Origin of the sequence: Streptomyces sp. NPDC058045 (genome assembly GCF_042885635.1) — a bacterium.
In the GTDB taxonomy this organism is placed as follows: Bacteria; Actinomycetota; Actinomycetes; order Streptomycetales; family Streptomycetaceae; genus Streptomyces.
Genome location: NZ_JBHVRR010000001.1, coordinates 288,002 through 310,559, shown reverse-complemented (window position 1 = coordinate 310,559; position 22,558 = coordinate 288,002). Strand labels below are relative to the sequence as shown.

Here is a 22,558-nt window from a genome sequence, read left to right as displayed (position 1 = left end):
GACGTGACGTCAACTCACTTGCGGAGATGTGGTGTTGGCTTGTCTCAGTGCTCCTCGGGTGGTGGGCACCAGGCGTGCAGCAGGTCGAACAACTGCTGCTCGTTGCCCGCGAACCCGGCCTCGGTCAGGGCCCGGTCGGTCTCCGCCAGTACGGCCGGGGGCACCAGCGGCGGGCGTGCCGGGGTGCCGGGCGCGGTGTCGAGGGCGGCGCGAGTGGTGTGCAGCAGGCGCAGATAGGCCTGGACGGCGGTGCGTTCACGTTCGGTCAGTACGGCGGTGGGCATGGTCGACTCTCCCCGTCGTCGTGCCGCCCGGAGTCGGTGGGCGGCCTCGGTGTCATCCGGTCTGCGTGTCCGGGCGACTGCGTACGGTCGCCCACCGCACAGCATGGCGCCCGCCACTGACAGTCGGGCCTTCACGCGGCGGACCCCGAATGCGAAAAGTGACCCTCCGGTAGCGGTTGAGGTCCATGTCACAGGCGGCCCTCGGCGCTGGTCGGCGGGAGGGGGGCGGGGGGTAGTGTGCCGGGCGTGACGCAACCAAACGTTCCTGCAGGCTGGTACTCGGACCCCCACGGCGCCCCGCGACTGCTGCGCTGGTGGGACGGCTCGCAGTGGACCGAGCACACCCACCCCGACCAGCAGCAGCCCCAGCCCCAGCAAGCCCAGCAGCCGGCCCAGCCGCAGCAGGCTCAGCCCCAGCAGCCCCAGCACGCCGTGCCCCAGCAGCAGTACGGGCAGCAGCAGCCGCAGGCACAGCCGCAGCAGCAGTACGCGGGTCAGCCGCAGCAGGGCCCCGGTGGTCAGCAGCCCTACGGCGGGCAGCAGCCCTACGGCGGTGAGCAGGCCTACGGCGGTCAACAGGCTTACGGCGCGCGGCCGCAGAGTGGTCCGGACCCGCAGGTGCAGCGGCAGGTGCAGCAGCAGGCCGGGGTCGCGCCGGGTGCCCAGGGCGGCGGCAGCCTCTTCTCCGAGCCGGTGCTGGTGGTCAACCAGAAGGCCAAGCTGATCGAGCTGACCAACGAGTACAGCGTCTTCGACCAGCACGGCAACACCCTGGGTTCGGTGGTGGAGGTCGGGCAGAGCGGTGTGAAGAAGGCGCTGCGGTTTGTGTCCAGCCTCGACCAGTACATGACGCACCGGTTGGAGATCCGGGATGCGCACGGGATGCCGCAGTTGGTGCTGACCCGGCCCGCCAAGTTCATCAAGTCCCGGGTGGTGGTGGAGCGTCCGGACGGGCAGCCGGTCGGCGAGATCGTCCAGCAGAACGCCATCGGGAAGATCAACTTCGCCATCAACGCCAACGGGCAGCAGATCGGCGCCATCCGCGCGGAGAACTGGCGGGCCTGGAACTTCGCCATCGTGGACCACGCCGACAACGAGGTGGCCCGGATCACCAAGACGTGGGAGGGCCTCGCCAAGACGATGTTCACCACGGCGGACAACTACGTTCTGCAGGTCCACTACCAGCTGCCCGAGCCGATGCTCAGCCTGGTGGTGGCCACCGCCCTCACCGTGGACACCGCGCTCAAGCAGGACGCCCGGGGCCTCGGCTGACCGAGCCCGGCGGCACACGCACCGGTCCCGGCTCGGTCAGTCGTCAACTCCCCTTAGCTAGGCGGCCGTTCAGACGTTGCGGCCGTTGCCCGCCCCGGCCGGCGCCTTCTTGATGCCCTCGGTGATCTCGTCCATCACCGGCAGCTTCGGCGCCTTGGCGTTCACATCGAAGCCGAACCGCACCACCACCAGCATCCCCTTGCGCAGCGGCGAGGGGAACGCCAGCGACTGCACATACCCGTCGTCGCCCCGCTGGGTGTTCACCCGCCAGCGCACCAGATAGCCGTCGCCGCCCGCGACCCGGACCTTCTTCTCGGCCAGCACCTTGTGCGAGGCGATCTTCCCGTAGGTCTCCCCGCCGTACGAACTGCGGGCGTTGGGTCCGATGTCGGCCCGGGCGGCGGCCTCGGCACCGGTCTGCTTCAGCTTCAGCGCCTGCGCCGGAACGGAGAACACCCCGCCGAGCACACACTTGTCGTCCCCGCCGCCGGGGCAGGTGTACGAACCGGTGATCACCCCGGCGCCGACGGTGCCCGACTTGCCCTTCCACCCGTCCGGCACCGGCAAGCTGATACCGGACGCCAGATCCGTGGCGTAACCGTCCTCCGTCGGCACCGAGGGCTCCGGCGCCCCGGGCTCCTCCGGCGCGCCACCGTCCCCGTCGCCCCGGTCGCCGTCGCGCTCGTCCGGGGCGGGCGCCGTCTCGGACCCCGCGGGATGCGGCCGCCCGGCACGGTGGTCACCGCCGCCCGAGCCGGTGCCGAGGGCGTACACCCCGCCGCCTATACACGCCAGCACCACCACGGCGACCCCCACCGCGACCCCGACCCGCAGCCCGCGCCGAGGCCCGGGCGGCGGCGGATACGGATACCCGTACGGCACCGCCGCGCTCTGGTACTGCGGCCCCGGGGCGCCGGGGGCGGGTGCCGTCGCGGCCCGGGTCTGCGCCGTCCAGGCACCGCCGTCCCACCAGCGTTCGGTGCGGGGGCCTTCGCTTGTCTGCCCGGGGTCCGGATACCAGCCGGGAGGAGTCACCTGCGTCATGGCCACAACAGTAAGAGCACCGACTGAGAGCCCGATGAGAGGGGACCGCCGGACCCGGCACCCGAGAGGTACCACCCCCCGCATCGCCCCCCCGTGTTCGAATCGGCTCGTGCGACCGGGCGCCCCGGCCGCTACGCTCAAGCGGGGCAGGCCAGTTGAGGGACTCGGAGGAGGCGGGATGACGCACGGCCGACCGAGAGCCGCCCATGGGGCGCCGCTGTGGGAACGCGACGGGGAGGTCGCGTTGGCCGCCACGGCCGTGGACGCCCTCTGCTCCGACACCGGCAGCACCGGCGGCAGCCTGCTCGTCTACCGCGGTGAGGCCGGCATCGGGAAGACCGCGCTGCTCGCCGAGGTCCGCCGGATCGCCGAGGGCCGCTGCACCGTCTGGTCCGCGCACGGCGGCGAGACCGTCACCTCCGTCCCCTTCCACGTACTGCGCCAACTCCTCCAGCCCGCCCTGGTCTCCCTCACCCGCGACGAGGCCCGCGCCTACCTCGGCGACCGCTACGGCATCGCGGGCCCCGCCCTCGGTATCGCCGAACCGGCCCCGGGGCGGGCCGATCCGGAGAGCGTCTGCAACAGCCTGGTCGCCGTGGTGCGGCGGCTGGCCCGGGTGCACTGGCCGCTGGTGCTGCTCGTGGACGACGCCCAGTGGGCCGACCTGGAGACCCTCCAGTGGCTCACCGCGTTCGCCGAGCGGGTGGACGACCTGCCGGTACTGGTCGTGGTGGCGCACCGGCCCGGCGACTCCACCCCCAGCGGCACCGAACTCCTGGCCCGGGTCGGCGCCGCCGCCCGCCCCCGCACCATGCTGCGCGCCTTCACCCCGGAGGCCACCGCCGGTCTCACCCGGGCCACGCTCGGTGCCCACGCCGAGGGCGCGTTCTGCCGCGAGGTGTGGGCCGTCACCGCCGGAAACCCTTATGAGACCGTCGAGTTGCTGGCCAAGGTGCAGGACAGCGAACTGGCGCCGGTGGAGGACTCGGCGCCCCACCTGCGCGAACTGAACCGCTCCGCACGCGGCCACGGGCTCGTCGCCCGCCTCGAAACCCTCGGCAGCCCCGCCACCCGCCTCGCCTGGGCCGCCGCCGTCCTGGGCACCGAGATCGACCTGCACCTGGCCGCCTCCCTCGCCGGCCTCGGCGCCGAAGAGGCCCACCACTGTGCCGGACTGCTCGACACCGCCCGCATCCTGCGCCCCGCCGACCCGGCCGAAGTCCCGCCCACCAGGCTGGAGTTCGTCCACTCGCTGATCGCCTCCGCGGTCTACGGCGCGATACCCGAGGCCGCCCGTACCGCGATGCACGGGCGGGCCGCCTGGGCCGTCACCCAGTCCGGGCGCGGGGCCGCGGCCGCCGCCCGCCATCTGCTGGAGGTCCACCCCGACGACGATCCGGAACTGGTCGACCAGATGCGGCAGGCCGCCCGCGAACACCTCGCCGTCGGAGCCCCCGACGCCGCCCGCCGCTGCCTCGAACGCGCCCTGCGCGAACCGCCGTTGCCCGAGATCCAGGCCGAGGTCCGCTACGAGTTGGGCTGCGCCACCCTGCTCACCTCACCCGCCACCACCATCGGCCACCTCCGCGCCGCCCTCCGGCTCCCGCACCTGCCCCGGGCACAGCGCGTCGACGCGGTGTGCCGCCTCTCCCAGGCCCTGGTGCACAACGACCAACTGGAGGAGGCCCTGCGCACCCTGGACACCGAGGCACAGCAACTCCCGCCGGGCGACGGCCTGTTGCGCATCCAGGCGGTGCACTTCATGTGGGAGGGCATCCACGCCTGCGAGCAGGACGCCCCGGCACGCTCCGCCCGGCTCGCCGTCCTCGCCGGCCCCCTCACCGGCCGCGACAACTCCGAACGCGCCCTGCTGATCCTGCGCGGATTCGACGCCATGACCCGCGGCGAGAGCGCCGAGGAGGTCGCCGAGGTCTGCGACCGCGCCCTGGTCAACGGGCGGCTCGCCCCCGGCCTCGGCTGGACCGACTCCGAGTGGGGCTTCGAACTCCTGGTGATGCTCGGCACCGCCTACGCCTTCACCGACCGGCTGGACCGCGCCGAAAGCCTCTTCTCCGAGGCCCTGCACGCCTACCAGAGCGCGGGCTGGAGCGGCGGCCATCTCGCCCTGGCCCACGCCTTCGTGGGCTTCGTGCACCGAAGACGGGGCCGGCTCCCCGACGCCGAGGGCTATCTGCGGGAGGCGCTGCGCCTCGCGGACACCGTCGGCCGCAGACTGCCCATGCACTGGGACGCCGCTTGTATGCTCATCGAGACCCTGCTGGCCCGCGGCCGCGTCCAGGCCGCCGAGGAGATCGCCCAGCGCTACGGCTTCCACCCGCCGTACCCGTCCACCCTCGTGCTCCCCGACGCCCACTCGGTGCGCGGTCGGCTGCTGCTGGCCGCGGGCCGCACCAAGGAGGGCGTCACCGAACTGGAGGCGGCGGAGCGGGCGTCCGCGATCCGGGGGCGGCACAACACCGTCCTCGCGCCCTGGGCCGGGGACCTGGCCCGTGCCGTCGCCGACCAGGACCCGGACCGGGCCGCCGCCCTCGCCGCCGACACCCGCGCCCAAGCCGAACGATTCGGCACCGACACCGCCATCGGTGAAGCCCTGCGCTGCGCCGCCGCCCTCGCCCAAGGCCAGCGCGCCACCACCCTCTACGCCCAGGCCGCCGCCTATCTGGAGGCCTCGCCCTGCTCCTACGAGCACGCCGTGGCCCGCGTCGAGTACGGCATCTCGGCCCGCTCGGTCACCGAACTCAGCCGCGGCCTCACCCTGGCGCGGTCCTGCGGCGCCGACGGACTCGCGGCCCGCGCCCGAGCCGTCCTGGACACCGGCCGCGGCCTGCGCTGAACGGGCAGTATCGGCAAGCGAGTTCAGAGGAAGTCGCGGAGCATCCCCTCGGTGGCCGCGGCCAACTCCGCCCGCAGCCGCGGGTCGTAGGCACTCGGATGGGCCCTGCCCTCCTCAGTGCCCTCGAAATAGGCCCCGTTGTACGCGCCGCCCGCCCCGCCCACCGCCAACTCCAGCACCCCCGCCACCCCGTCGTGCACCGAGGACAGCGGGGCGATACCGCCCTCCCGCACCATCGCGGTGTCCATGAACGTCGCCGGATGCACCACATTGGCCGTGACCGGCCCCCCGCTCAGCTCCTCCGCCAGCGTGAAGGTGTGCGCGGCCAGCGCGAACTTGCTGCGCCGGTACGCGGTCCGCCCGTCGTAGCCGCGCACCAGGTCCAGATCGCCGAGGTCGACCGGCTCCTGTCCGGCGGACCCCACATTGACGACGCGGGACGGGCCGGCGGCGCGCAGTACGGGCAGCAGGGTGCGGGTCAGCAGTACCGGCGCCAGATAGTTCACCGTCAGCCGCAGCTCATGCCCGTCGGCCCCGGTCTCCCGCCCGGCACCCGGCGGGCCGAAGCCGAGGCCCGCGTTGTTGACCAGGACGTCCAGCCGCGGATGCGCCTCGCCCACCCGCAGCCCCAGCGCCCGCACATCGGCCAGCGAGGACAGATCGGCGACGACCGCGGCCGTCGTGCCGCCCGCCTGGTCGATCCGGGCGACCAACTGCGCGGTGCGGTGCGCGTCCCGCCCGTGCGCCACCACGGTGTGCCCCGCGCGGGCCAGCTCCAGGGCGAGATACCTGCCCAGGCCCGAGGTGGAGCCGGTAACCAGCACGGTGGCCATGGCGACGTCCTTCCCACGGGTGCGCGTCCACCCCCCGGCCGGAGCGCCCACCCGCCCAGTACCCCGTCCCACCCGCGGAACACGCCCGTCCCACCCGGCGAGCGCCCTCACCCGGCGGGCGCCAGCACCACCCACACCGGCCCCCGCGCGAACTCCACCGGCTGCCCGTCCCCGGTGCCGAAGCGGGTGCCGTCCGCCGCCGAGGGCCGCGACCAGCGCAGCGGCCAGACCCGCCCGTCCCGCAGCACCTCGCCCCCGCCGGACCCGGTGGTCCGCGAGTACGGCGTGGGGTTGCCGCGGAAGTCGTGGAAGCGGGAGTCCCTGATGCGCACCCGCTGCACCACCACGGTGGCCGCGTCGAGCCGCTCGCCGTCGCCGTCCCGGGCGGGCCGCCCGTCCATCGACACCAGCCACCGGTGCCGCGACCGGGACCAGGTGAAACCGAACCGCGCCTGCGGAAAACGCACCGTCCGCTCGGTCACCCCGCTCCCGCCCGAGGGCGCCGGCCCGGTCCGGAACCCGGCCTCCGCCAGCGCCGCCGTCCCCGCCGTCCGGTCCACCAACTTCCCGGGCCGGACGAAGAGGTTGTGCGGGGCGGCTCGGCCCGCGTCCCGGAAGTAGGCGTGCGGCGCCTGCTCCGGCGGGCGGGCGTCCAGCGGGGCCGCGTCGATCAGCGGCAGCAGCTTGGACTGCGCGCCGGAGAACGCCAGCACCGGCCGCTCGTACTGGCGCAGCAGCTCCAGGTCCGATTCGCGGGCGCTGCGCACCGGTCCCACCTTCGCCGGGAGCCGCCGCGCGTAGAGCGCCATCAGGCGGCTCAGCCCGCCCTCCACCTGCTCCGCGTAGACCACGTCCGCCTCCGCGAGAGCGGTCTGCGGGCGGGCGGCGGCCACATTGTCGACCTTCACCGCGAGGATCGGCCCGCCGGGCGCAGCGGACCCCTGGCCGTCCTCGCCCGGCTGCCCGGCCGTGGTGCATCCCGCCGTCAGCAGCACCACCGTCACCACCGCCGTCAGCAACCGTCCCGATCGGACCATCACCCGCACCCCCCCGGTTCGCCGTTCCCCCAAGCGTAGGCCGCGGTAGCCGAACTCCGGCCCGCCGAACGGCAGTTGTGCGGGCGGGCCGGATCAGCCGAGGATGCGGGACAGGTCGTAGCGCACCGGTTCCTCCAACTGCGCATAGGTGCAGTCGCCCGGGGCCCGGTCCGGGCGCCAGCGGCGGAAGCGGGCCGTGTGCCGGAAGCGCTGCCCGTTCTCCATGTGGTCGTACGCCACCTCGCACACCCGCTCCGGGCGCAGCGGGATCCACGAGAGGTCCTTCTTCCCGGTCCAGCGGCTCGGGGCGCCCGGCATCCGGGACGAGGTGTGCGCCTCCTCCTCGGTCCAGGCCGCCCACGGATGCTCCGCCGCCGACTCCATCCGCAGCGGCTCCAACTCCGCCACCAGCTCCGCCCGCCGCCTCATCGAGAACGCGGCGCACACCCCCACATGCTGGAGCACCCCGCCCGTGTCATACAGGCCCAGCAGCAGCGAACCCACCACCGGCCCGGACTTGTGGTGCCGGTAGCCCGCCACCACACAGTCCGCGGTCCGCTCGTGCTTGACCTTGAACATCACCCGCTCGTTCTGCCGGTACGGCAGCGACAGCGGCTTCGCCACCACCCCGTCCAGACCCGCCCCCTCGTACTCCTCGAACCAGCGCTGCGCCACCTCGGTGTCCGTGGTCGCCGGCGCCAGATGCAGCGGCGGCGACACCCCCGCCAGCGCCTCCTCCAACGCGGCCCGGCGCTCCGCCTGCGGTTCCGCCAGCAGCGACCGCTCACCCAGCGCCAGCAGGTCGAACACCACGAACGAGGCCGGCGTGCGCTCCGCGAGGGTCCGCACCCGGGAGTCCGCCGGGTGGATCCGCTCGGAGAGCGCGTCGAAGTCCAGCCGCCCCTCCCGCGCCACCACGATCTCGCCGTCCACCACGCACCGCCGCGGCAGCCGCTGTGCCAGCGCCGCCACCAGCTCGGGAAAGTACCGGGTGAGCGGCTTACCGGTACGGCTGCCCAGCTCCAGCTCGCCGCCGTCCCGGAACACGATCGCCCGGAAGCCGTCCCACTTCGCCTCGTACTGCATCCCGGGCGGGATACGAGCCACCGGCTTGGCGAGCATCGGTTTCACGGGCGGCATCACCGGAAGGTCCATGCCGCGATTCTGCCCCCGTATCCGCCGATATGCGTGCCGACGGGGTGCGGCCTACCGTTGCCGCATGGGTGCAAGCGGCAAGGGCGCGGCGATCGAACTCCAGGCGGGCGACCGCACGGTACGGCTGTCCAGCCCCGACAAGGTCTTCTTTCCGGAACGCGGCTTCACCAAGCTGGACGTGGCCCGCTACTACCTCGCCGTCGGCGACGGCGTCGTCCGCGCGCTGCGCGACCGCCCGACCACCCTCCAGCGCTACCCCGAGGGCGTCGCCGGCGAGTCCTTCTTCCAGAAGCGGGCCCCGAAGAACATGCCCGACTGGATCCCCACCGCCCACATCACCTTCCCCAGCGGCCGCTACGCCGACGAGATGTGCCCCACCGAGGTCGCCGCCGTCGTCTGGGCCGCCCAGTACGGCACCCTCACCTTCCACCCCTGGCCGGTACGGCGCGAGGACACCGACCACCCCGACGAACTCCGCCTCGACCTCGACCCGCAGCCCGGCACCGACTTCAAGGACGCCGTCCGCGCCGCCCATGAACTCCGCGCCGTCCTCGGCGAACACGGCCTGCGCGGCTGGCCCAAGACCTCCGGCGGCCGCGGCCTGCACGTCTTCGTGCCCATCGAGCCCCGCTGGACCTTCACCCAGGTCCGGCGCGCCGCCATCGCCTGCGGCCGGGAGCTGGAACGCCGGATGCCGGACCGCGTCACCATCAAGTGGTGGAAGGAGGAACGCGGCGAGCGGATCTTCGTCGACTACAACCAGACCGCCCGCGACCGCACCATCGCTTCCGCCTACTCGATCCGCCCCCACCCGCACGCCCCGGTCTCCGCCCCGCTGCGGTGGGAGGAGCTGGACGACGTCGTCCCGCGCGACTTCGACCTCGCCACCATGCCGGCCCGCTACGCCGAACTCGGCGATGTGCACGCCGACATGGACGACCACCGCTTCACCCTGGACTCGCTGCTGGACCTCGCCCGCCGCGACGAGCACGACCACGGCCTGGGCGATCTGCCGTACCCGCCGGAGTACCCCAAGATGCCCGGCGAACCCCTCCGAGTCCAGCCCAGCCGCGCCCGCCGCTGACCCTCCCGCCGGGGCGCAAACCCCAACCCGCCTGCCCGTAGGGTGTGTTCGGCATCAGCAGCCGATCCGACCGGGAGCCAGCGGTGAGTGAGTCGAGTACCGGGCAGCGGCCCACCCTGGAGGCCGTGGCCACGCGGGCCGGGGTCTCGCGGGCCACCGTCTCCCGGGTCGTCAACGGCAGCACCGCGGTCCGTGCCCCGCTCGCCGAGCGGGTGCGCCGGGCCGTCGAGGAGCTGGGCTATGTGCCCAACCAGGCGGCCCGCAGCCTGGTCACCCGGCGGCACGACGCGATCGCGGTGGTGGTGGCGGAACCCGAGGCGAGGGTCTTCGCGGACCCCTTCTTCGGCCTCCAACTGCGCGGCATCAGCAAGGAACTCACCGCCCAGGACTCGCAGTTGGTCCTGCTGCTCACCGAAGGCCCGGACGACTACGCGCGGGTCGGACGCTATCTCGCGGGCGGCCATGTGGACGGCGCCCTCGCCTTCTCGCTCCACCTGGACGACCCGCTGCCGGGCATCCTCCGCGACAGCGGCGTCCCCATCGTCTTCGGCGGCCGCCCCGACGGCACCGCCGATCCGGCCGGCGTCCGCTATGTCGACTGCGACAACCGGGGCGGCGCCCGGGACGCGGTACGGCATCTGGCGGGGCTGGGGCGGCGCCGCATCGCGCACATCACCGGGCCGCTGGACCAGACGTCCGCGGTGGACCGGCGGGACGGCTTCCGCGAGGTGTGTGGGGACGGCGATCCGCGCCTCGTCGAGCCCGGCGACTTCACCCCCGCGGGCGGCGAGCGCGCGATGCGGGCGCTGCTGGACCGCTGCCCCGACCTGGACGCGGTGTTCGCCGCCAACGACCTGTCCGCGGTGGGCGCCCTGCGGGTGCTGCGGCAGCGCGGGCTGCGGGTACCGGAGGACGTGGCGGTGGCCGGGTTCGACGATATGCGGCATGTGGCGGAGGAGAGCGATCCGCCGCTGACCACGGTCCGCCAGGACATCGAGGGCATGGGCCGGTTGATGGCCCGGATGCTGCTGGACGACGGCCGCCCCCCGGAGCCCGGGGCGGAGGCCGCGCCGTCCTCGGTGGTACTGGAGACCACCCTGGTCCGACGCGCCTCCGCCTGACGCTCAGGCGCCCACGGTCACCGTGAACCGCCGCGGGTTGCCGTCGTTGGCGGCACCGGAGGAGTCCGGCTCGCCGTCCGGCACCACGTCGTCGTACGGGAAGGCGTACCCGATGGGCGAGTTGGCGTGCACCACGCGGGCGTAGTGGTTGGTGACCTGGTCCTGGTAGTAGTCGGCGGCGGTGGTGCCGTTGGGCTGCTCGGGGTGGGTGAGCATGATGCTGCGGTTGAAGCCCGCGGCGATCCGGGCCAGCAGCGCCTTCTTGTCGTCCGGGTCGTCGGGGTTGTTGGCGAACGGGCCGTCGTTGCAGGTGAAGACGGACTTGGAGTCCGGCTTGGTGAAGGTGTGGCCGCCCTCGAAGGTGAGGGTGTCACCGCTGACCCGGCCGGTGAGCACACCCCGGCCGCCCTGGAGATCGATCCGGAGGTCGGTGGAGCGGTACTTCTCCCAGACCTGGTCGGCGTAGCCGCTCCACAGGTCGGCGAAGGGGCCGCCGCCGTCCGCGGCCATCAGGTTCTGCGGTGAGATGACCCGCAGCACCTTGCCGTCGCCGCCGCGGATGACCAGCTTGTCCCAGGGCTGCCCGTCCTTGCCGGCCTGCGCGGCGAGATCGTCCGCGATCCGGTCCACGGCGCCGTCCGGCAGCGGGTCCACGGTGTGCGTGGTGTCGCCCTCCAGCGTCAGCCCGATCGGCAGCGCGGTCACCAGGTCGACATAGCTGATGTTGGCGTACAACTGCTCGGGGTTGAAGGTGAATTCGCAGAACGACCAGGTCCTGCCGTAGTTCGGGTCGGACGGGGTGGCGAAGGCGGGCTCGACCAGGGCGGGGCCCGGGTTGAGGAAGAAGTCGAGGGTGTCGTCGCGGACGAAGTAGACGCGGGCGCCGTACATCTGCGGCAGCGTCAGCACCTTCGGCTCCGCGCCGGCCGCGCCCAGCGGGATCGAGCAGTCCTCGGGCAGCGGGGTCTGCGGGGCGGACGGGGAATCCGGCCGGTACACGCTGCCGTCCGCCTTGAGCAGGACCCAGGCGTCGCTGCCCTGCTCGTGCCCGGTGACATAGGCGCGGACCTCGCCCGGGAGCGACTTGTTCTGGAGCGCGAGTTCGCAGGTGGCGGGGGCGGCCGAGGCGCGGGGGCTGAGGGCGCCGCCCCACACGGGGTAGCTGGCGGCGGTCGCGGCGGCGGCCGCGGAGGACAGGAAGAGTCGACGGGAGATCACGTGAAACTCCTGGGGTGTGGGGGGGAGTGCGGGCGCGGGTGGATGGGGGTGTGGGGATGGTGAGCGCCGGCGGAGCCCACTGTTGCGGCGTTGAACGGACACGTCAAGAGTTGACGCAGAGAGCGCTCTCATCAACTTTTCGGCGACACAAGTCGACGGCACGGCAACGGAGTTGGGTTCCGGTCCGGACCGCCCGCCGGCACCCCGCCCGACCTCGGCACCCGGCGGACGCTCACGCTCCGTGTCTGCCGGAAGGGCGATTGTCGGTGGCGGGTGGAAGACTCGGTGAGGAAGTGGGGGAAAGCGGGTGTCCGCTGTGATTCAGGGCAGCTGTGACCCTGGGCGGGCGGACGCCTCCGATGCGAACAGGGAGGCACCATGACCACCACGCAGTACGTCGACGGCCAGCCGAGCTGGATCGATCTCGGCACACCCGACATCGAAGCCGCCGCCGCCTTCTACCGCGGCCTGCTCGGCTGGAGCTTCGAGGCCGGCGGTCCCGAGGTCGGCGGGTACGGCATGTTCCGGCTCGACGGGAAGGTCGTCGCCGGCGGGATGCAGGTCCCGCCGGAGCAGGGCCCGCCCGCCTGGGGCGTGTACTTCCAGACCTCCGACGCGGAGCGCACCACGGCCAAGGTCGAGGAGTCCGGCGGAGCGGTCCGGGTCAAGCCGATGCAGGTGATGGACCAGGGCAGCATGGCGATCTACGCGGACCCGTCCGGCGCCCAGTTCGGCGTCTGGCAGCCCGCCGCCAACAAGGGGCTGGAAGAGACCATGGACGTCGGCAGCATGGTCTGGACCGAGCTGTACGCCGGCGATGTCACCGAGGCCAAGCGCTTCTACGGCGCCGTCTTCGGCTGGGGCGTCTCCGACACCGAGATGCCCGGCGGCTCCGTCTACTCGATGGTGCGTCCGGCGGGCACCGAGGAGAGCTCCATGTTCGGCGGCATCGTCTCGGTCGACATGGACGCGCACGCCTCCGGCCCGTACTGGCAGCCCTATTTCACCGTGGAGGACGCCGACGCCATCGTCGCCCGTACCGAGGCGCTCGGCGGCACGGTACGCGGGGCCGCCGCCGATGTTCCCGACGTCGGCCGGATCGCCCAGCTCGCCGATGCGCACGGGGCGCGCTTCGCCGTGATCAAGCCACTGCCCCGGCAGTGAAAGGCCCATCCGATACGAGGAGTTGAGGGGCGGGGTCCGTCCGCGAGCGGGGTGCGGCCGGCCGCGCCGGTGCCGTGCGGTTCTCCCGCGGCGCCCCTGGCGCGCCGGTTGTCCCTCGCCGGGGACCGGGCTGTACGTTGCCGGTTCCCGAGGTCGTACCGGCCTGGCTTCCGGGCGCCCCAAGTGGGCCTCGGGCGCGCCGGGTTGACGCCGGCGTTGATCAGGTGTTGATCGGTTGTTTTTCGGTGCGCGCAACGATCGGCGTCATGCAGATCGACAGCACCGTCGGCCCCGACCTCGCCTGGCAGTCCGATGCCCTGTGCGCACAGACCGGGCCCGATTTCTTCTTCCCCGAGCCCGGCAGTTCCGTACGCGAGGCCAAGCGCATCTGCCAGCTCTGCGAGATGCGCCCTGCCTGCCTGGAGTACGCCCTCGACAACGATGAACGCTTCGGCGTCTGGGGCGGCCTCTCCGAGAAGGAGCGGCTCAGCCTGCGCCGGGGCCAACGGCACTGAGCGGCCAGGTCAGTTCAGGGTGCGCACGGCCGTACCCTGAGCCGCCGAGCCGCCGCCCCGCGTCGCGCGCAACGGCCGAGCGGCGGCCCCGGCCGTACCGGGTGCCGCCGCTCTCGGCGTGCCCTGGTGTGTCATCCGGCCGCGCGGGCCGCCATCCGGGCCTTGCGGGCGGCGAGCTTCTCGTCGAAGGCGCGGGCCTGGTCGTCCAGACCGCCGAGGAACAGCCCCAACTCCTCCTGGGCGTGGCGGCCTTCGGGGCCGAGCCCGTCGATCTCCATCACCTTGAGGAAGCGGAGTACGGGCTGGAGCACATCGTCGTGGTGGATGCGCAGGTTGTAGACCTCGCCGATGGCCATCTGCGCGGCGGCCCGCTCGAAGCCGGGGATGCCGTGCCCCGGCATCCGGAAGCCGACGACCACATCGCGGATCGCCTGCATCGCCAGGTCCGGCGCGAGTTCCAGGGCGGACGCCAGCAGGTTCCGGTAGAACACCATGTGCAGGTTCTCGTCGGTGGCGATCCGGGACAGCATCCGGTCGCAGACCGGGTCGCCGGACTGGTGGCCGGTGTTGCGGTGCGAGATCCGCGTGGCCAGCTCCTGGAAGGCGACATAGGCGACGGAGTGCAGCATCGAGTGCCGGTTGTCCGACTCGAAGCCCTCCGACATATGCGACATCCGGAACGCTTCCAACTGGTCCGGGTCCACGGCGCGGGACGCCAGCAGATAGTCCCGCATCACGATGCCGTGCCGGCCCTCCTCGGCGGTCCAGCGGTGCACCCAGGTGCCCCAGGCGCCGTCCCGGCCGAAGAGGGTGGCGATCTCGTGGTGGTAGCTCGGCAGATTGTCCTCGGTGAGCAGATTGACCACCAGGGCGATCCGGCCCACCTCGGTGACCTTGGACTGCTGCTTCTCCCAGGGCTCGCCGTCCTCGAAGAAGCCGGGGAAGTTGCGCGCCTCGGACCACGGCACATACTCGTGCGGCATCCAGTCCTTGGCGACCCGCAGATGCCGGTCCAGTTCCTTGGCGACCACCTCCTCCAGCGCGAGGAGCAGGCGGGCGTCGGTCCAGGCGGACGGCGGGCCGAGGCGAGCGGAAGGGATGGTCACGAAGGACTCCTGGGGACGGGAGCGGTGTCGGGGACGACAGGGTACGCAGCCCAAGGCTACGGGACCGTAGGTTACGTACCCGTAGGTTAAGCCCTTCGTAAGGATCCGTGACGGGCAGGGTCACCTGGTGGACAGGCGGGGTCAGGTCAGGAGGTCCTCCGCGTCGGGGTCGGTCTCGTGCAGGCCGCCGTCCAGGAGCATCCAGCGGGTGATGCCGATCGATCTGAGGAACGGCACATCGTGGCTGGCGACGAGCAGCGCGCCCCGGTACGAGTCGAGCGCGCTGGTGAGCTTGCGGACGCTGGCCATGTCCAGGTTGTTGGTGGGTTCGTCCAGCATCAGCAGTTGCGGGGCGGGCTCGGCGAGCATCAGGGTGGCGAGGGTGGCCCGGAAGCGTTCACCGCCGGAGAGGGTCCCGGCGTTCTGGTCGGCGCGCGCCCCGCGGAAGAGGAAGTGGGCGAGCCGGGCCCGGATCTGGTTGTTGGTCGCGGTCGGCGCGAAGCGCGCCACGTTCCCGGCGACGCTGAGGGTGTCTTCCAGTACGTCGAGCCGCTGTGGCAGGAATCTCAGCGGGACCTGGGCGGACGCCTCGCCCTCGACCGGGTCGAGTTCCCCGGCGAGGGTGCGCAACAGGGTCGTCTTACCGGCGCCGTTGCGCCCCAGCAGTGCCACCCGCTCCGGCCCGTGCACATCGAACCCGCCCTCCACCCGCGCCCCGTGGCGCAGGGTGGCATCGCGCAGGGTGAGGACGGTGCGCCCGGCGGGGACCGCGGTGTGCGGGAGGTCGATCCGGATCTCGTCGTCGTCGCGGACCGCTTCGAGTGCTTCGTCGAGGCGGTCCTTGGCACCGGCGAGGCGTTCCTCGTGCAGACCGCGGTGCTTGCCCGCGGACACCTCGGCCTGCTGCTTGCGCAGCCCCATGACGATCTTCGGTTCGCGTTTGGACTCGTTCATCTTCTGCCCGTACCGCTTGCGCCGGGCCAGTTTCATCTGGGCGTCGGCCAGGTCGCGCTTCTGCCGGCGTACGTCGGACTCGGCGGCCCGCACGGTGCGTTCGGCGGCTTCCTGCTGGGCGGCCAGGGCCTCCTCGTAGTCGGTGAAGTTGCCGCCGTACCAGGTGATGGTGCCGGCCCGGAGATCGGCGATCTGGTCGGCCAGGTCCAGGAGTTCGCGGTCGTGGCTGACCACGATCAGGACGCCGGACCAGGCGGCGACGGCCTGGTGGAGCCGTCTGCGGGCGTACAGGTCGAGGTTGTTGGTCGGTTCGTCCAGGAGCAGGACCTCGGGGCGGGCGAGGAGCAGCGCGGCGAGCCGCAGCAGTACGGACTCGCCGCCGGAGATCTCCCCGACGGTGCGGTCGAGCCCGATATGGCCGAGGCCGAGGGAGCCGAGGGTGGCCGTCGCGCGTTCCTCCACGTCCCAGTCGTCGCCGACGGCGGTGAAGTGCTCCTCGGCGGTGTCCCCGGCCTCGATGGCGTGCAGCGCGGCCCGGGTGGCGGCGATACCGAGGACGTCGTCCACCCGGCGGCCGGTGTCCAGGGTGATGTTCTGCGGCAGATAGCCGACCTCGCCCTGGGTGCGGACGCTGCCGGAGGTCGGGGTGAGTTCACCCGCGATCAGCTTCAACAGGGTTGATTTCCCTGAGCCGTTGAGCCCGATCAGGCCGGTGCGGCCGGGCCCGAAAGAGGTCTGGAGTCCGTCGAAGACGGGGGTGCCGTCGGGCCAGCCGAAGCCGAGGGCGGAGCAGGTGACGGACGCGGTGGTGCCGGGATGGGTGGTCAAGGGGGCCTCGCGGTTGCTGGAAGTGGTCGAGGGGCGACGCATACAGCGAGTGCGGGACACCTGGTGCGGTCGGCGCGGGCCGGGGTGCGGGGCCGCGGGGCCGACGTGGGCGCCGTATCACCGGCCCGCGGCGCCGGAGGCGGCCTTGAGGCGGATGGAAGCCCTGGGGAGAGATCCCGGGGCGGGCCCTGTGTCGGGGAGGCGGCTCAACAGCCGAGGTCGCACACCGCGCGCACGGCAACCGATACAGGGCCGTGCGAAAGGGGTGTCCGCAAACCTCAGACGAGCAACGCCTTCTCCGTTCGGCGACAACAGGACGTGGATGACGGTACGAGCGGGCGGCGGATGCTGTCAAAGGAATATCGGGCGCATTGCGCTGCCCGGCGTGCTGCCTGGTGCGCTTCGCGTGCGCTCCTCGTGGCCGCCCCGGGTGCTCAGGGCGCGCGGCGGGTGTTCACTGCGCTCAGGGTGCCTGCCGGGTCTGCCGGGGCCGTCGGGTGCACCGGGTTCACCGGGTTCACCGATCCGCCTGGTCCCGCCGGGCGTGCGTTGCGTGCGAGGAGGCTGATGTGGAGGAGGCCGATGTGTCCGAGGGTGCCGAGCCCCGCGCGGGCCGCGAAGGCTCCGGCGCCGCACGCTGCGGGCGGGACTCCCTGCCGGTGCTGCTCTGCCTGCTCGCGCCGGAACCGTCCGCGGCGGCGCCCGCCGTCCGTGCCGGTGCCCTGGCCGAACTGGCGCTGCGCGGACTGCTCACCGACGACGCGGGCATCGCCACCCCCGCCGACCCGGACGCCCGCTGCGACGATCCGGTACTGGACGGGCTGCTGGAGCTGGTGGCCGAGTCGGTGCCGCGGACCTGGGGCGCCTGGGTCCACAGCAGGGCCCGGCGCACCCTCGACCCGGTCTGCGCCCGCCTCGCCGCATCCGGTGAACTGGCCGCCCACCACCGCCGCGTACTCGGTGTCTTCCCGGCCGTGTCCTATGCGGCGGCGGACGGTGAGCGGGCGGTGCGGCTGCGGGTCCGGATCGCTGAAGTGCTGGGCGGCGCGGGGCCGTTGGGGGAGCTGCCGGCCGGGGAGGCGCTGTTGGCGGTGCTCGCGGAGGCGGCCGGGGCGGCGCCGGGGACCGGGGTGGAACGGCGGGCCGCGCTCACCGCTCGCGCCGAGAGCACCGCTCTCCCGCCCGGCGTCCTGCACCGGTTGTGCACGGCGCTCAGCGCGGCGTGAGAGAGCGCTGCTCAGGCCTCGCGGAGGAGCGCCGCCAGGTCCTCGTCCAGGCCGAGGTACAGGCACTCCTCGCCCCGCGGCACCGACTTCTCCGTCCGCGCGAGGAACCGCCGCAGCTCATGCCCCCGCACATGCACCACAGCGGTGCCCTCCGGCGCGTGGAACTCCAGCACCGTGCGGTCGTACCCGTAGGGCCGGATGCGTACGTCGCCCAGGCCGCAGGGTTTGCGGAGGCCGGTGGCGAGGAGGTCGCGGGCGAACGTCCAGCAGACCTCGACGTTCTCCAGGGTGGCCGGGGCGGGGAAGGTCATCCGTACCGCGAAGGGGTCGGACCGGTCGTAGGCGAGGGTGGCGGGAATGGTGGGCATCCGCGGTGCTGCGGCGACCAGGCGGGCCTCTACGGCTTGTTCGATGACGTTGGACATCGCCCTGCTCCCTGCTGACGGCATGGCGCCCGGCCGGTTCGGACGGCTCGGACGCGGGGCGACCGCACCACCCCGCATCAGAAGAGACGCACAACGAGGCCGATCCGTGCCGACCGGACGAGAGTGACCTCTGTCACCGCCCCCCGGAAGCCGCCCCCGGGACCCCCGCCCACGCCGGAACCGGCCGCTCAGGCGGGCGGCTGCTCGCGGTACCCGGCCAGGGCGGGCGCGGTCGTATGGGCGGTGAACTCGGTGATCCGGTACTCGCACACCCCGGCGAGGGAGAACGGGTCGGTCGCGGCCAGTGCCTCCATCGCGGCCCGGTCGGCGCCGACCGCGAGGATCACCCCGCCGTCCCGCGGCGTCTTACGGCCCGAGGCGAGGAAGATCCCCTTCTCGAACTGCGCCTTCAGCCACGCCACATGCTCGTCCAGCACGGCGTCGACGGCCTCCAGCGGTCTGGTGTAGGTGAGTTCCAGTACGAACATGATCGTGAGCCTAACCCGGTGCCGCGTACCCCGCGTACCCTCGGCACCACCATGAGCACCCCGCCTCCGAGCCCCACGCCGCTTCCCGCCCCGCAGCCCGCGCCCGTGCCCGATGGCTGGCCCGTCACCGAGGCCGAGGCCAGAGCGGTACAGGACCGGCTGCGGGCTCAGGTCGTGGAGGCGGACGAGGGGCCGGAGCCCGGGCGGGGGCTGGTCACCGGGGTCGACGTGGCCTATGACGACGAGCGGAACGTGGTGGCCGCGGCGGCCGTGGTGCTCGACGCGGCAGACCTCGCCGTGGTCGAGGAGGCCACCGCGATCGGCCCCGTCACCTTCCCCTACGTGCCGGGGCTGCTGGCGTTCCGTGAACTGCCCGCCGTACTGGCCGCGTTGGGCGCGCTGCACCACGGGCCCGGCCTGGTGGTGTGCGACGGATACGGCCGCGCCCACCCCCGGCGGTTCGGGCTCGCCAGCCATCTCGGGGTGCTGACCGGGCTGCCCACCATCGGCGTCGCCAAGAACCCGTTCCGCTTCACCCACGCCGAACCGCCCGCGGTCCGCGGGTCCGCCGCCGATCTGCTCGACGGCGGCGAGGTGGTCGGCAGCGCACTGCGCACCCGGGACGGGGTGAAGCCGGTCTACGTCTCCACCGGGCACCGGGTCAGTCTCGCCGCGGCCCGCGCCCACACCCTGGCCCTCACACCCCGCTACCGCCTGCCCGAGACCACCCGCCGCGCCGACGCCCTCTGCCGCGCCACCCTGAAGACCACCGCCGAAGCCTGACGGGGAACTGGCGCGGCCTCAACACAGCCTGGACCAGGGGCCGTTCAGTGGCCGCCGAGCAGGCCCAGTACCCGGTTGACGGCCTCGACGACGGGCGGGCCGAGGGTGTTCGCGGCGGAGGCGGTCCTGGCGACGGCGTCCAGCGCTCGGCGCAGCACGGGTTGCGGGACATCGGCGCCGGGGCGCAGCGCGGGCAGCGCGTCGTCCAGGGTGTCCGATTCGGACCGGGGGACCTCGCCGCGCAACTCGCCCACCAGGGCGCGGAGTTCGTGCAGGGCCTGCTGCAACTCCGGGGCGGGCGACTGGACTTGGGTGCCGCGTTTGTCGATGCCGGTGTTGCCGCTGCCGTGCATCGTGACGTGGTCGCCGTAGTAGTGGTGCTGACCGCCGTCGCCCATCAACTCGCCATCCCCACATTGCCGTTGCCGTACATGTTCACGTTGTCACCGAAGTAGTAGTTCTTGGGGCTGTACAGGATGCTCTCGACTCGCATGGTGAACTCGGCCTCTGGATTCTCGATCGCGTCGGCGATCTGCTGGGCGAGGCGCCGGAGTTGGGCGGGCTCGGGGCTGGTCACCACGGCGGTGGAGAGGCCGTTGGTGTCGACCGCGAGTACGAAGTGGGTGGGCGCGCTGAGTACCGTGAGCAGGTCCGCCACGAAGTAGATCAGGGCCGCGCCCCCGGCGACCGCGACCAGGACGGTGATCTGGGAGCCGACGTTCTCACCGGACCGCTCCACCGTCGAGCCCACCAGCGCGAGGAACGCGGCGCCCAGCAGGAGGAACAGCAGCCGCTTGAAGAAGCGGATGGTGGCGTCCTTACGGCGGGGACGGAGGGTGGAGGTGTACACCCGCGCGACGTTCTGCAACGGGTAGTAGGCGCCGCCGACCCAGAGCAGGCGCTTGCCGACCCGCAGTTCGAGCCCGATGATCGGCTCGCTCGCCGGGGGCGCGGGCACGTCCGGGCGCGGCTTGGCGACCGGGGGCACGCGCGGCGGTGGGGGAGTGGTCGGCGGTGGTCCGGCGGGAGTGGGCGGGGTGTTCCCCGGAGGGTCCGCGGGCCCGGTCTGCGTCACCTGAGCTCCCTTCGGCGAAAGTCCTGCGCCCCGGCAGACTAACCGTCAGAAACCCTGCTGCATAAGGGAGTTCAGGCCAAAGTCGGGCGGGTCGGGGGTGACGTTCACCGGTGGGCGGCGACGCGGAAGGTGATGCCGGCGGAGCGGAGGCGGGTGGTGAGGGCGTCGCCCATCGCGGTGGCGGGGGTGACCTGGCCCGCGGTGTCGGGGAGGTCGTCCAGGGCCGTGCTGAGTGCCGCCTCGGCGAGGATCTTCGCCGTCTCGCCGTAGCCCGGGTCGCCGCCGGACACCTCGGTGAACACCCGGCGTCCGCCGCCCTCCCCGACGAAGCGGACCGAGAACCAACTGCGGGCCCGGCGCCCCTCGTTGGGCCCCTCTCCGGGGGCGAGCCGGCCGGAGATACCGCGGCGTACCGGAGGGATCTGGGCGGCGGTGACCAGGGCGCCCACCGCGGCCACCCAGCCGACCGCGACCGGCAGTCGGCGTACCGCGGCGTAGTGGCGGTAGCGGAAGTCGGGGCCGTAGCGTTCCAGGGCGCGGGCCGACTGGCGTACCACCTCGGGGTCGACGGTGGGCAGCGGCAGGGCCCAGGCGCCGACCTCCGGGGCGTAACGGGGCGTGGGCGGTGCGGTGTTGACGCGGCGGTGCACCAGCCGGGGTTCGTGGCGGCGGCGGTCGCGTGCGGCGGCCAGGGTCTGGCGTCCGCGGGAGGCGGCGGTGAGCGCGGAGGCGAGGGTGCCGCCGGAGAAGGTGGCGCCGACCCGGACGAAGCCGTCCACCCGCAGCGGCACGTCCGGCGGCAACTGCCGCACGGTGTACAGCACTCCGAGGTCGTGCGGCACCGAGTCGAAGCCGCAGCAGTGCACCAGCCGGGCCCCCGTCTCCCGGGCCCGCGCGTCGTGCCGTACATACATCAGGTCGACGAACTCCGGCTCACCGGCCAGGTCGAGGTAGTCCGTACCGGCCTCGGCGCAGGCGGCTACGAGGGCCTGGCCGTGGTGGATGTAGGGGCCGGCGCAGTTCACCACCACCCTTGCGCTGCGGGCGAGTTCGGCGAGCGCGGCGGGGTCGTCGGCCTCGGCGGTGAGGAGGGGGAGGTCGGCGGTGTGGGGGTGGCCGGGCGCGAGGCGTTCCGCCCGCAGCCGCTCCAGCCGGGGGAGGCCGCGGCCGGCGAGCGCCCAGCGCAGGTCCCGCGGCGCGTGCGCGGCGAGGTACTCCGCGGTGAGCGCACCGACGAACCCGGTAGCCCCGTAGAGCACCACGTCGTACTCCCGCGCCGAACCGCCCGTGCCCGCGGTGTCCGTCCCCTGTGTGCCGTCCCGCCTGCTCATGCCGACCGTCCTTCCGGTACCGCGCCGTCGGTGGCCGAGGCTGGCGTGGGGCAGCGCATGGGGATGAGCGGGCGCGTGAGCCGGGTGGGGGAGTCCGCGCCGGCGCTGCCGAAGCCCCCGACGGGGCCGGGGAGTTGGGGCGGGTGTCCGTCAAACCCCGGGCGCCGCCGTGACCGTGATGCCGTGGCGTTCGAGGAGCGCCGCGGTGATGCCGTCGCCGGGGCGCAGGGTGCCGTCGAAGGTGCCGTCGTGGATCTCGCCGCGGCCGCAGGACGGGCTGCGCGGCATCAGGACCGCCTCGGTGCAGCCGCCACGCTGAGCCGCCGCCAGTGCGCGCCGCGCCCCTTCGACGAACTCCGCCGTCACATCCTCCCCGGTGTCCGTCACCACCCGGGCCGTGCCGTCCAGGACGTCATGCCCGTCGCCGCCGACGATCTCCGCGGGGCGCCGGGGCGTGGCCAGACCTCCGGCGACCTCGGGGCAGAAGGGCAAGGCTCTGCGGTCGCCGATCGCCTCCGCCAGTTCCGGTACCGCCTTGTCGCGGCCGTCGTAGCGGCACGGAACGCCCCGCAGGCAGGCGCTGACCAGGATGGAGTCCATACCGGCCAGGGTAGCGGGGCGGGGTGTGCCGGGCGGGCGGTCCCGGGAGCCCGGTGGGCGGCCCGGTATCGGGGGCCGCCAGGCCTTGTGCGAACTGGAACGTGTTCTTAACATCACCAGTGTTACAGCACTGGTGTCACATACAGGCCCGGCACGGGCGC

General features: G+C 73.1%; 22 protein-coding genes. 8 read left to right on the top strand and 14 right to left on the bottom strand.

Annotation, left to right across the window (positions count from 1 at the left end; all coding sequences use genetic code 11):
• Nucleotides 1–44: 44 nt before the first annotated feature.
• A complete protein-coding gene (locus tag ACFVST_RS01460) occupies nucleotides 45–284 on the bottom strand; it encodes a hypothetical protein (protein ID WP_390145685.1) in 240 nt (79 codons plus the stop codon).
• 246 nt (nucleotides 285–530) lie between these two features.
• Between ACFVST_RS01460 and ACFVST_RS01455 the strand changes: the two genes are divergently transcribed.
• The gene (locus tag ACFVST_RS01455) at nucleotides 531–1,556 is read left to right on the top strand and encodes a phospholipid scramblase-related protein (RefSeq protein WP_390145683.1); all 1,026 of its coding nucleotides are present in this window, start codon (nucleotides 531–533) and stop codon (nucleotides 1,554–1,556) included.
• Between the two features lie 69 nt (nucleotides 1,557–1,625).
• Here ACFVST_RS01455 and ACFVST_RS01450 read toward each other — a convergent pair whose 3' ends face one another.
• A complete protein-coding gene (locus ACFVST_RS01450) occupies nucleotides 1,626–2,600 on the bottom strand; it encodes a DUF2510 domain-containing protein (RefSeq protein WP_390145681.1) in 975 nt (324 codons plus the stop codon).
• A 178-nt stretch (nucleotides 2,601–2,778) separates the two neighbouring features.
• Between ACFVST_RS01450 and ACFVST_RS01445 the strand changes: the two genes are divergently transcribed.
• Complete coding sequence (locus tag ACFVST_RS01445; RefSeq protein ID WP_390145679.1) at nucleotides 2,779–5,454, top strand: ATP-binding protein; 2,676 nt, start codon at nucleotides 2,779–2,781, stop codon at nucleotides 5,452–5,454.
• A 23-nt stretch (nucleotides 5,455–5,477) separates the two neighbouring features.
• On the opposite strand, the gene ACFVST_RS01440 is transcribed toward ACFVST_RS01445, so the two are convergent.
• The 3 genes from ACFVST_RS01440 to ACFVST_RS01430 form a co-directional block, all read right to left on the bottom strand.
• On the bottom strand, nucleotides 5,478–6,287 hold the full coding sequence (locus ACFVST_RS01440) for an SDR family NAD(P)-dependent oxidoreductase (RefSeq protein WP_390145677.1): 810 nt from the start codon (nucleotides 6,285–6,287) through the stop codon (nucleotides 5,478–5,480).
• A gap of 107 nt (nucleotides 6,288–6,394) precedes the next feature.
• Complete coding sequence (locus ACFVST_RS01435; RefSeq protein ID WP_390145675.1) at nucleotides 6,395–7,324, bottom strand: DUF3048 domain-containing protein; 930 nt, start codon at nucleotides 7,322–7,324, stop codon at nucleotides 6,395–6,397.
• Nucleotides 7,325–7,417: 93 nt separating this feature from the next.
• Nucleotides 7,418–8,479, bottom strand: coding sequence for an ATP-dependent DNA ligase (locus tag ACFVST_RS01430; RefSeq protein ID WP_390145673.1), 1,062 nt, complete (start codon nucleotides 8,477–8,479; stop codon nucleotides 7,418–7,420).
• A gap of 64 nt (nucleotides 8,480–8,543) precedes the next feature.
• Between ACFVST_RS01430 and ligD the strand changes: the two genes are divergently transcribed.
• A complete protein-coding gene (gene ligD / locus ACFVST_RS01425; protein WP_390145671.1) occupies nucleotides 8,544–9,563 on the top strand; it encodes a non-homologous end-joining DNA ligase in 1,020 nt (339 codons plus the stop codon).
• 83 nt (nucleotides 9,564–9,646) lie between these two features.
• Nucleotides 9,647–10,684: a LacI family DNA-binding transcriptional regulator gene (locus ACFVST_RS01420; protein WP_390145669.1), complete on the top strand. Its 1,038-nt coding sequence runs from the start codon at nucleotides 9,647–9,649 to the stop codon at nucleotides 10,682–10,684.
• 3 nt (nucleotides 10,685–10,687) lie between these two features.
• Here the strand turns inward: ACFVST_RS01420 and ACFVST_RS01415 are convergent, their stop codons facing one another.
• Nucleotides 10,688–11,902: a glycoside hydrolase family 64 protein gene (locus tag ACFVST_RS01415; RefSeq protein ID WP_390145667.1), complete on the bottom strand. Its 1,215-nt coding sequence runs from the start codon at nucleotides 11,900–11,902 to the stop codon at nucleotides 10,688–10,690.
• A gap of 378 nt (nucleotides 11,903–12,280) precedes the next feature.
• Between ACFVST_RS01415 and ACFVST_RS01410 the strand changes: the two genes are divergently transcribed.
• Both ACFVST_RS01410 and ACFVST_RS01405 read left to right on the top strand, forming a co-directional pair.
• Entirely contained in the window at nucleotides 12,281–13,066 is a 786-nt protein-coding gene (locus ACFVST_RS01410; protein ID WP_390145665.1) for a VOC family protein, read from the top strand.
• Between the two features lie 266 nt (nucleotides 13,067–13,332).
• Complete coding sequence (locus ACFVST_RS01405) at nucleotides 13,333–13,581, top strand: WhiB family transcriptional regulator (RefSeq protein ID WP_390145663.1); 249 nt, start codon at nucleotides 13,333–13,335, stop codon at nucleotides 13,579–13,581.
• Nucleotides 13,582–13,712: 131 nt separating this feature from the next.
• Here ACFVST_RS01405 and ACFVST_RS01400 read toward each other — a convergent pair whose 3' ends face one another.
• A complete protein-coding gene (locus ACFVST_RS01400) occupies nucleotides 13,713–14,687 on the bottom strand; it encodes an acyl-ACP desaturase (protein ID WP_390145661.1) in 975 nt (324 codons plus the stop codon).
• Between the two features lie 141 nt (nucleotides 14,688–14,828).
• Entirely contained in the window at nucleotides 14,829–16,469 is a 1,641-nt protein-coding gene (locus ACFVST_RS01395; RefSeq protein WP_390145659.1) for an ABC-F family ATP-binding cassette domain-containing protein, read from the bottom strand.
• Between the two features lie 569 nt (nucleotides 16,470–17,038).
• On the opposite strand from ACFVST_RS01395, the gene ACFVST_RS01390 reads away from it, so the two are divergent.
• Nucleotides 17,039–17,695 (top strand): GPP34 family phosphoprotein, encoded by a 657-nt coding sequence (locus ACFVST_RS01390; RefSeq protein ID WP_390145657.1) that lies wholly within the window; start codon nucleotides 17,039–17,041, stop codon nucleotides 17,693–17,695.
• A gap of 11 nt (nucleotides 17,696–17,706) precedes the next feature.
• Here ACFVST_RS01390 and ACFVST_RS01385 read toward each other — a convergent pair whose 3' ends face one another.
• Both ACFVST_RS01385 and ACFVST_RS01380 read right to left on the bottom strand, forming a co-directional pair.
• Nucleotides 17,707–18,120: an SsgA family sporulation/cell division regulator gene (locus ACFVST_RS01385; protein WP_390145655.1), complete on the bottom strand. Its 414-nt coding sequence runs from the start codon at nucleotides 18,118–18,120 to the stop codon at nucleotides 17,707–17,709.
• Nucleotides 18,121–18,308: 188 nt separating this feature from the next.
• Nucleotides 18,309–18,608: a YciI family protein gene (locus ACFVST_RS01380; RefSeq protein WP_390145653.1), complete on the bottom strand. Its 300-nt coding sequence runs from the start codon at nucleotides 18,606–18,608 to the stop codon at nucleotides 18,309–18,311.
• A gap of 51 nt (nucleotides 18,609–18,659) precedes the next feature.
• Here ACFVST_RS01380 and nfi point away from each other — a divergent pair, with 51 nt between their 5' ends.
• Entirely contained in the window at nucleotides 18,660–19,391 is a 732-nt protein-coding gene (nfi, locus tag ACFVST_RS01375) for a deoxyribonuclease V (RefSeq protein ID WP_390145651.1), read from the top strand.
• Between the two features lie 44 nt (nucleotides 19,392–19,435).
• On the opposite strand, the gene ACFVST_RS01370 is transcribed toward nfi, so the two are convergent.
• From ACFVST_RS01370 to ACFVST_RS01355, 4 genes are all read right to left on the bottom strand, one after another.
• Nucleotides 19,436–19,789, bottom strand: a complete 354-nt coding sequence (locus tag ACFVST_RS01370) for a hypothetical protein (RefSeq protein WP_390145649.1) — start codon at nucleotides 19,787–19,789, stop codon at nucleotides 19,436–19,438.
• Nucleotides 19,789–20,466 (bottom strand): DUF6232 family protein, encoded by a 678-nt coding sequence (locus ACFVST_RS01365; protein ID WP_390145647.1) that lies wholly within the window; start codon nucleotides 20,464–20,466, stop codon nucleotides 19,789–19,791. Before ACFVST_RS01365 ends, ACFVST_RS01370 begins: the two co-directional genes overlap by 1 nt.
• Before the next feature lie 104 nt (nucleotides 20,467–20,570).
• Nucleotides 20,571–21,797 carry a saccharopine dehydrogenase family protein gene (locus tag ACFVST_RS01360; protein WP_390145646.1) on the bottom strand — a complete coding sequence of 409 codons (1,227 nt, stop codon included), beginning with the start codon at nucleotides 21,795–21,797 and terminating at the stop codon, nucleotides 20,571–20,573.
• 150 nt (nucleotides 21,798–21,947) lie between these two features.
• On the bottom strand, nucleotides 21,948–22,397 hold the full coding sequence (locus tag ACFVST_RS01355; protein WP_390145644.1) for a DUF523 domain-containing protein: 450 nt from the start codon (nucleotides 22,395–22,397) through the stop codon (nucleotides 21,948–21,950).
• Between the last annotated feature and the right edge of the window lie 161 nt (nucleotides 22,398–22,558).

What these genes read in the sequence shown, in the direction of transcription:
- ACFVST_RS01460 (WP_390145685.1), bottom strand. Translation starts at nt 284, where the DNA reads ATGCCCACCGCCGTACTGACCGAACGTGAACGCACCGCCGTCCAGGCC.
- ACFVST_RS01450 (WP_390145681.1), bottom strand. Translation starts at nt 2,600, where the DNA reads ATGACGCAGGTGACTCCTCCCGGCTGGTATCCGGACCCCGGGCAGACA.
- ACFVST_RS01445 (WP_390145679.1), top strand. Translation starts at nt 2,779, where the DNA reads ATGACGCACGGCCGACCGAGAGCCGCCCATGGGGCGCCGCTGTGGGAA.
- ACFVST_RS01440 (WP_390145677.1), bottom strand. Translation starts at nt 6,287, where the DNA reads ATGGCCACCGTGCTGGTTACCGGCTCCACCTCGGGCCTGGGCAGGTAT.
- ACFVST_RS01435 (WP_390145675.1), bottom strand. Translation starts at nt 7,324, where the DNA reads ATGGTCCGATCGGGACGGTTGCTGACGGCGGTGGTGACGGTGGTGCTG.
- ACFVST_RS01430 (WP_390145673.1), bottom strand. Translation starts at nt 8,479, where the DNA reads ATGGACCTTCCGGTGATGCCGCCCGTGAAACCGATGCTCGCCAAGCCG.
- ligD (WP_390145671.1), top strand. Translation starts at nt 8,544, where the DNA reads ATGGGTGCAAGCGGCAAGGGCGCGGCGATCGAACTCCAGGCGGGCGAC.
- ACFVST_RS01410 (WP_390145665.1), top strand. Translation starts at nt 12,281, where the DNA reads ATGACCACCACGCAGTACGTCGACGGCCAGCCGAGCTGGATCGATCTC.
- ACFVST_RS01405 (WP_390145663.1), top strand. Translation starts at nt 13,333, where the DNA reads ATGCAGATCGACAGCACCGTCGGCCCCGACCTCGCCTGGCAGTCCGAT.
- ACFVST_RS01385 (WP_390145655.1), bottom strand. Translation starts at nt 18,120, where the DNA reads ATGTCCAACGTCATCGAACAAGCCGTAGAGGCCCGCCTGGTCGCCGCA.
- ACFVST_RS01380 (WP_390145653.1), bottom strand. Translation starts at nt 18,608, where the DNA reads ATGTTCGTACTGGAACTCACCTACACCAGACCGCTGGAGGCCGTCGAC.
- nfi (WP_390145651.1), top strand. Translation starts at nt 18,660, where the DNA reads ATGAGCACCCCGCCTCCGAGCCCCACGCCGCTTCCCGCCCCGCAGCCC.
- ACFVST_RS01370 (WP_390145649.1), bottom strand. Translation starts at nt 19,789, where the DNA reads ATGGGCGACGGCGGTCAGCACCACTACTACGGCGACCACGTCACGATG.
- ACFVST_RS01360 (WP_390145646.1), bottom strand. Translation starts at nt 21,797, where the DNA reads ATGAGCAGGCGGGACGGCACACAGGGGACGGACACCGCGGGCACGGGC.
- ACFVST_RS01355 (WP_390145644.1), bottom strand. Translation starts at nt 22,397, where the DNA reads ATGGACTCCATCCTGGTCAGCGCCTGCCTGCGGGGCGTTCCGTGCCGC.